This window comes from Priestia sp. SB1 (genome assembly GCF_038898415.1).
The window spans coordinates 1-6,394 of sequence record NZ_JBBJSS010000030.1; the positions used below are offsets into that span (position 1 = coordinate 1).

The window sequence follows — 6,394 nt, forward strand, 5'->3', positions numbered from 1 at the left end:
CCCGTTGGTCAAGCGGTTAAGACACCGCCCTTTCACGGCGGTAACACGGGTTCGAATCCCGTACGGGTCATCAAAAAAGCAGTTTGCATTTGCAAACTGCTTTTTTATTTCTATTAAATAAAATTAGGAGGAGATTGAATAAGAAAAGCGAAATAAGCTGTGGTAGCTTCTGCCGTAGGTTTAGTTATTTAGTTAGCGATTCCATTAGCTCTACCGAATTTAGGAGGTTCTTCTGGATCAGCAGAAGCTGCTGATGTTGAAGGAGACGTAACGGAAAAAGCGTTCTTTGAATCTGCTCAATAGTACAATGTGATGGTACGGGGTCTTTAGAGGATGATTCGAACAAACAGGTGATGACCAAAAAACGGTCAACTTTCATAGACCTTAACCGAATGGACTCTTCTGTAACGAGAAACAATGTTTAAAGATCTCCACCATTTTATGTATTAATAACTTAAAACCTTAAATAAAATATTCTCCTTAATATAAATGCCTTTATAAAAGTTGTGCTAATCTCTTTTCTTAATTGCTGAAAATTTGTATCTAATCCCCCCATTGTGTGTAAAACAAAAGTTAAATTCCTTACAGAGCGTTTCTCTGCACGTTAAAGACATATAATTTAATGTTTTTTATTAATAAATGCTGTAATTAAATAATCTCTGCATAAATTTAGACCTTTCTTCTTATCACATTAATTTAATAGGGAATATAATATCAATTTCCTATGTATTGTTCATGACATAGTTATTTGGCTAATGTTTAAATCACTAAGGAAATACTTCTATACATTTAATAAATATATAAAAGGAAAGTTCGTAAAAGTATACTTTTACGAACTTTCCTTTTATATAAGAAATCTACTGTTTTTATCGTTCGTTTAAGTAAGAAAAGTAATTACGAACGTTCTCTTTATCTAATACACTTTTACGAACGTTTTTGGTAGAATAAAAAGAAGATAGACACAAAAGGGAGTATAAAAATGGAAAATAGAAAATTTGGATATATCCGTGTAAGCAGCCGAGATCAAAATGAAGGACGACAACTTCAGTCCATGGAAGAAGTGGGCATTTCTCCTCGAGATATTTTCATGGATAAACAAAGTGGAAAGAATTTCAATCGAGAACAGTACCAATTACTAAAACGAATGATTCGTAAAGGAGATATTCTTTACATTCATTCACTAGATCGTTTTGGTCGTAACAAAGAAGAAATTTTACAAGAGTGGAATGCTATTACGAAAGAAATTGAGGCAGACATTGTTGTCTTGGATATGCCTTTGCTGGATACGACTCAGTATAAGGATAGTTTGGGAACCTTTATTGCAGATTTGGTTCTTCAAATTTTGTCCTGGATGGCGCAAGAAGAACGAGATCGTATTCGTAAACGCCAGCGAGAAGGAATTAATGCTGCGCTGAAGAGTGGTATATCTTTTGGCCGTCCTAAAGCCCAAGTTAGCCAAGATTTTATTGAGGCTTATAACCGTTGGAAACGAAATGAAATTACAGCCGTACAGGCAATGAAGGAAGCGAATGTAAAAAAGACAACGTTTTATAAATTAGTAAAACAACATGAGGATTCAATGAATATGTAAACTGTTTAAGCTAGTTTATGTTTTACCTTTAGAGCTTTGAAATAAATATTATTCTTTGTGTCAAGTTATCTTTTATTCCACATTCTTCTATATACTAATTTATCTATTAATCTCGTATTAAAACAATGAAAAAAGGAAACACTATTTTTAAAAGAGAAATGATAAAGGGGTTAATCGTTTATGGAAAATAATATATCCAACGAAATGAGTCAAATTGAAAAAAATATATCTGATGAAATATTAGCTGAATTGTTTTTAAGTCAAGTAACGAAACAATTCAAAAGAGGTAAAATTCTTGAAGAGATTGATCAGTCCTTAAAGAATAAAGACAAAGAAGCTTTTTTGCGTTTAACGGATGAACTAAAATTTGTATCTTAGTAAATAATTAGAAATAGGAAGTCATTATATAAACAAACCAGACTGAGTATCTTTCATAAGAGGTTAAGAACACAATTATTATGGTTTAGCTTCAATATAAATGGGATAATGAGCAGGAGAATATATTTCTATTAAGATTAGTAAATAAGCAAGCATGCAGCAGATCATAATTGCTCCTGTTACTAAAGCGCAACGAAGAAATTTCTTCATTATTTTATGTCTTTGAAACTTATTAAAGTTAAGAATGTTACTCATAAAATCCTCCCTTTCCGGATTGATGGAGACATATTGTAAAAAGAAGATAAAACTATCTTCCTTAAAGATCAAAGGAATAGTTTTATCTTTTAATGTAACACGATCATACGTACTAAGAAATAGTAAGTTGTGAGATAAAGGAGATAATATGTTATAAAAAGTAAACTTATACAAATGAAATAATAAATGCAGCTTTTCGCTAGTTATATAAGCTGGCGATTTTTGCATTTTGAGAATGGAAAGTTGCCTAAGGTTACCCTACCTACTCTTAATGTAGTCTTCTTTATTCCTCAAGCTATTGAACGCGAGTTTTTATGGTTTGCAAAGTAGCTATATTATTTTGGACTGTTAAATTTAATTCATAGTATCCTCTCTCGCTGGATATACATGCATAGTCCCCTGAACATCCAGTTACAAAAAACGAGGTATTAGGAAAGTTAGGATTGATTGTAACTGAGTTAGCAAAAAATTTATGTGCATGATGAGTGAAAATCGCTAAAATTTTGTTCCTTACGTTAGAGGGTATAGCATTAAAAAACATGTTTGTCTGCATTTGAGTCATAACATGATCACCATGTATTTCCGTATTTATACCTGGAACTCTCAAAGGCCAATGAAAATCAATAATGTAATAATAGTTAGGATCTAAGTTACTTAGCAAGTTTAAGCTATCCTGGCTAAATACCCCGCCTCGACCATTATCTAACCAAACATGACGCACCAACCCTTGTGTTCCAGGAATAACTCTATAGCCAGTTAAATAACGATTGATGTACTGTCGAAATAAAGCTCTACTGTTATTTCTGTTAGTAGCCTCCCAGTTTCCTATAGAAGATCTGAAGGGAATTGATCCTAAAACATTATTTAAAATATTAGTGAACTGTTGGTAATATGTTTCAGCTACTTGTATTGAAGAAGCACCTAAAGCGTGTACATCATCTCCACCAAATATAATATATCGTTTATTACCATTGTTCACTACTCTTTGCAAAAGGGTATTGAACATACTTTGACTGTTTAAAAAACCTACATGACTATCACCTACAACTGCTAAATTAACTGTAGTAGCTAGTGGGAGTCCTGGTTGATTTTGAACGCAGTCATTTTCTCTTTTACCTTTATCGTTCTTAATTATTTTTACCACCCTTTCTGTCTATTGTTCTTGATATATTATTCATTAGATCAAGGAATGCTTGTACGATGATAAAAATGCTTCTTTATTTAAGAGAAGTAAAATAATAAATATTTTCTTTTTAAGCATGTCCAAACTCTTTTTGATTGGTAGCATATTCTGTTAATATAAATACCTTTTAAAAAAGGGGAACATAACATTGCTAACGAATAGTAAACAAAATTTAGAGAAATCTATTCAAAAAAATCAAGATAAAGAGTTCTTACAATACCTTCCACTACAAATTTATAGAGAAATAGCTTTTGCAGTCCCTATCCCCCAAGGCATCTCTGACTTACCACCAACTATTTTCTTTGATATTTCCAAGCAGTTTACTCCAGACCAGGTACAAAAAATTCAAGACACTATTAAAGGTGTATTATTTAACTGGTCGTTGCATCTAACACAAAAATGGAACAATGGATTTAATAATGGTGTATCACAATTGGCTGATTGCACGAACACATATGCGGTGAAAAACTTACAGCCTTTACGTTATTTTGGTGTTAATGTTACAGACGGAAAACAGGCCACAGATTTAGCTATGGAACAATTGACAGAAGTCATTAAAGACAATGGACTTCGCCGATCCCAAAGAGCTAGGATAGATTGGATATACACCCCTTCTCCTATAACAATACAATTACCACCGACAGTCACTAAGACTCAAACGCCGTTATCTATGATTGTTAATGTATATCAACTCCAACAACCGAATGTAACTGCCGGCCTGCTTATAGGCTCTATGTTTCATGCTTGGCTCCATAGGGGCGGTTACGACGACCCTAAAGTTACAAATTATTTTATTTCTGAATGTCCAATGTGCGTTATGAGAAGTTATCAACCCAAAAAGCCCGATGTACCCGATAGTTTGTTCTATAAATATTTTAATTAAATCAACTAGTTTAAAAGTAGTGCATGATATATACAAAACGAAAGATTATAAACCAAACTATTAGCACTTAAAGAATGTTTAAAAAGGATTTTTTCCTATAATTTCACTTTTGTATTTAATATTTTTTACAACTAGTACAATTCAACTCACTATTTAATATAGTAGGTCATAAAAAAGGAGAATTCTGTTGAACCTAAAAGAAATTAAGGGATAATACGATGTAATTGTTAGCTTAGGCAGTGCTTGTAATCCTGCAATGGAATTAAAACGCTTAAATTTAAGGACATTCTCTGGACCACTAGACTGGAGTGTATCTCTATCACTTTCTGATGTTAATAGGTTACTGAAAAATAAATTCAGCAATTTTATGGAACTTGAAAACATGTAACTAACTGATGGAGCGTTTGCATTTGTCGATGATGGGGTCTTAATTGAAGGGGTGCAATCTTATTTAATAGAGGATACTCATTATAATATTATTTCAGTCCACGATTTCCCAATCATTCCACATCAACATTGGAGTGCCACATACACCTCCTATAAAGAAAAACTTACAAATCGAATTAATCGTTTTATAGAAAAAATCACAACCTCTGAATCTGTTTTATTTATTAGATGGGCTGCTACCTATGAGCAATCTTTAGAATTACAAGCAATTTTAGAATAGATTGTTAAAGGTAATTTTAATATTCTTATTCTATGCCCTGAAGAAGGATTCAAGGGTGTAAGTGAAATTAATTGGGGAATTGATAAAGTATGTGCAGTCAAAGTACCGAGACTCCCTAATGACCTGGAAACATAGAATTATGTTTTAGAAGGTATAACATTAAGTTCTAGAAAACAATAAAATGAAAGCATAAGAAGAGTTTCAAAATAAGAGAAGCAACCTCATACCTAATGGCATTGGAGAGAGGTTGCTTTTTTATGATTCACACTCGTCGAAGAATGAATAACACAGCAAGTAAATAATAATGTTATTTTTACATAATGTAACATAAAAAAATAATATTACAATAAATACTGTGTTTTTAAGTATGAGCATATGTATAAAAAATGTGCTTTTTATACATTCGGCTTTTATTCACCTCAAGATAAAACGCTGATGTATCAAGGATGTATAAAAAGCTGCATAATTCATGAAGAGTGCCTCTTGAAGAACCCTTACCTACCAAGGGTTCTCTTTTTCGATGTGTTCCGGAAAGAGGTATTATGTAAACTTGTTTTGTATATAGTATGCATAGTCATTTATTTGCTGATATCCAATAAAATATGAATATGGGAAGGTGATCAGATGGAGGAGTTTAAAGATTTACTGTCTTACGGTATTTTAATGAGGCCAACTTCTTATTCAAAACTAAAACTAGCAATAGAAGAATTAACATCTGAAGAGTGGTTTAGAGATTTATATAAAGTCCCATCTTACAATACTGTTATTTGGAAGGATAACAAGATTAAAAAAATCCTTTTAGATCCTAAAAGAGTAAAGATGATAAAGAAAAATCAACAGTATTCAATGGACTTTATTAATTTAGTCAAAGAACTAGCTAAATAAATGATTGAACCTCTGCCAAGAAGCAGAGGTTTTTTAGAGATAAGATTTCCTATAATATGGATTATGTAAATCTAAAATTGTACTGCATGTAATCTTTAGTAAGATTATTTGGTAAAATATAGATAATGTTGTTTGGAGGAGGAAATCAAGTGAGAGAGGTTGTTCGCTTTTCGATACGTTATTTAGGTCGCTTCATTTGTTTTTTCCTGATAGCTGCTTTTCTTTTATATGGAGCTATTACTTATTTTCCAAATAGTCTAATGAGTATTTATTGGATATCCTTATCTTTAGTAATTTTATTGTTAGTCTACAGTATATATTTATTTAAAAGAAGTACGTGATGATAAATAGTGCCTTGATTATCAAGGCACTGTTTTCTTTTACTATAAACGTAATCTTTATACCGATAATACGTTTTATGTTAACTAAGGCTGTATACCATATACAGCTTGAAAACAGAAAAAACTACTAGCCCATTTGAACTGAACCCAAAAAGTTAGACACGTTATTTAGGCAGCTAATGAGGATTGAATTCTGTATTCTACAGGGGTC

Annotated in this window: 6 protein-coding genes, 1 tRNA gene and 1 pseudogene; 6 read left to right on the plus strand and 2 right to left on the minus strand. The window is 32.0% G+C overall.

Going from position 1 to position 6,394, the window contains the following annotated elements:
• The 3 genes from WKH56_RS34940 to WKH56_RS34950 all read left to right on the plus strand — a co-directional run bounded on the left by WKH56_RS34940 (nucleotide 1) and on the right by WKH56_RS34950 (nucleotide 1,969).
• A tRNA-Glu gene (locus tag WKH56_RS34940) sits at nucleotides 1-70 on the plus strand.
• A 909-nt stretch (nucleotides 71-979) separates the two neighbouring features.
• On the plus strand, nucleotides 980-1,591 hold the full coding sequence (locus WKH56_RS34945) for a recombinase family protein (protein WP_342837851.1): 612 nt from the start codon (nucleotides 980-982) through the stop codon (nucleotides 1,589-1,591).
• A gap of 180 nt (nucleotides 1,592-1,771) precedes the next feature.
• Nucleotides 1,772-1,969 carry an IDEAL domain-containing protein gene (locus tag WKH56_RS34950; protein WP_014462077.1) on the plus strand — a complete coding sequence of 66 codons (198 nt, stop codon included), beginning with the start codon at nucleotides 1,772-1,774 and terminating at the stop codon, nucleotides 1,967-1,969.
• Nucleotides 1,970-2,047: 78 nt separating this feature from the next.
• Here the strand turns inward: WKH56_RS34950 and WKH56_RS34955 are convergent, their stop codons facing one another.
• Both WKH56_RS34955 and WKH56_RS34960 read right to left on the minus strand, forming a co-directional pair.
• A complete protein-coding gene (locus tag WKH56_RS34955; protein WP_158307790.1) occupies nucleotides 2,048-2,224 on the minus strand; it encodes a hypothetical protein in 177 nt (58 codons plus the stop codon).
• Nucleotides 2,225-2,519: 295 nt separating this feature from the next.
• Nucleotides 2,520-3,368: a hypothetical protein gene (locus WKH56_RS34960; protein WP_342837854.1), complete on the minus strand. Its 849-nt coding sequence runs from the start codon at nucleotides 3,366-3,368 to the stop codon at nucleotides 2,520-2,522.
• Between the two features lie 187 nt (nucleotides 3,369-3,555).
• Here WKH56_RS34960 and WKH56_RS34965 point away from each other — a divergent pair, with 187 nt between their 5' ends.
• The 3 genes and pseudogenes from WKH56_RS34965 (at nucleotide 3,556) to WKH56_RS34975 (ending at nucleotide 5,842) form a co-directional block, all read left to right on the plus strand.
• The gene (locus WKH56_RS34965; protein WP_098113506.1) at nucleotides 3,556-4,290 is read left to right on the plus strand and encodes a hypothetical protein; all 735 of its coding nucleotides are present in this window, start codon (nucleotides 3,556-3,558) and stop codon (nucleotides 4,288-4,290) included.
• A 223-nt stretch (nucleotides 4,291-4,513) separates the two neighbouring features.
• Nucleotides 4,514-4,957: pseudogene (locus WKH56_RS34970) on the plus strand (DUF1796 family putative cysteine peptidase).
• Between the two features lie 624 nt (nucleotides 4,958-5,581).
• Nucleotides 5,582-5,842 carry a hypothetical protein gene (locus WKH56_RS34975; RefSeq protein ID WP_063247654.1) on the plus strand — a complete coding sequence of 87 codons (261 nt, stop codon included), beginning with the start codon at nucleotides 5,582-5,584 and terminating at the stop codon, nucleotides 5,840-5,842.
• The last annotated feature ends 552 nt before the right edge of the window (nucleotides 5,843-6,394 follow it).